This is a genomic window from Ruegeria sp. AL12 (genome assembly GCF_056540885.1).
The window spans coordinates 1-1,049 of record NZ_JBQFXN010000068.1; the positions used below are offsets into that span (position 1 = coordinate 1).

2 pseudogenes are annotated in these 1,049 nt (G+C 57.9%); both read left to right on the forward strand.

The features are described 5' to 3' along the window. Window positions 1–324: pseudogene (locus ACR0C6_RS21380) on the forward strand (putative 2-aminoethylphosphonate ABC transporter ATP-binding protein); the annotation flags it as partial. Continuing rightward, a pseudogene (locus tag ACR0C6_RS21385) lies at window positions 321–1,049 on the forward strand (putative 2-aminoethylphosphonate ABC transporter permease subunit); the annotation flags it as partial. The pseudogenes ACR0C6_RS21380 and ACR0C6_RS21385, both read left to right, overlap by 4 nt.

Below are 1,049 nucleotides of genomic sequence, written 5' to 3' on the forward strand. Positions count from 1 at the left end.
TTTTCCTGCCTCAGCCACTCGTTCAATGATGGAACCCCTTGCAGTGCGGCCATTCGTCCCGAAGACATCATCCCTCATGAAGCTGGTTATCTTGACACGGGCGGCAATCGGAACTGCATCGAGGTCACGCTCGATGAAATGGAGTTTCTGGGCTCGTTCTGGCGCTGCCGCCTGAACAACGAGCGGTTCGGATCTTCTGAACTGATCGCGGATTTTTCGATCAACGCCGTGCGTCGTCTTGAGCTGGAAGAGGGGTGCAGCATGGTGATCGAGCTTCCCGAGAACCGCCTGATGGCGTTTGACCTTCCGGAGGCTGCGGCATGAGCACGATGTCGACCAATCACGACACATTGCCTGTCGGACCGGATATCAGGCCCAGGCTCAGCCGCGATGACATCCTGATGCGCGGAAGCATGATGGTGATCGCGCTCTATCTGATCGTGACACTGGCGCTGCCGCTTTACACGATGCTTTCCAAGTCCTTCTCGACCTACCGGGTCGAGCTGTCCCAGTATGAGTTTCAGGTCAGTGATGAAGCGGGTGTGTTCGACGGAACGATCCTGACGGCTGACGAACTGAACAGGCAATTGGGGGTGTATTCCGACACCGATCTGACAACCGGCTCGGACGGGCGTTTGCCGGTGACCGGGTTCTTTCCGGATTTCAGCTTTCGCAGCCCGGTCATGTACCAGATGCGGAACACGACGGAGGCCGGGCGCTTTCTGGTCGGGTCGACTTTGAACGAAGGCACCGATTGGGTCGAGCTTGATTCCAACACGTTCCGCCGGGTGCAGATGCGGCCGGTTCAAGCGCGGGGTCTGGGCAACTTCATCAACTACTTCTCGACACCAGCCCTGTTCAACTCGATCAAGAATTCCCTTTGGATTTCGGTTGTCAGCACAATCGTTACGGTGACGCTGGCGTTCTGGTTTGCCTATGCGCTGAACCGAAGCTGCATGCGGTTCAAGGGGGTCTTTCGCCTGATCGCGATGGCGCCGATTCTGGTTCCCTCGCTGCTGCCGGGCATCGCGCTGGTCTACCTGTTCGGC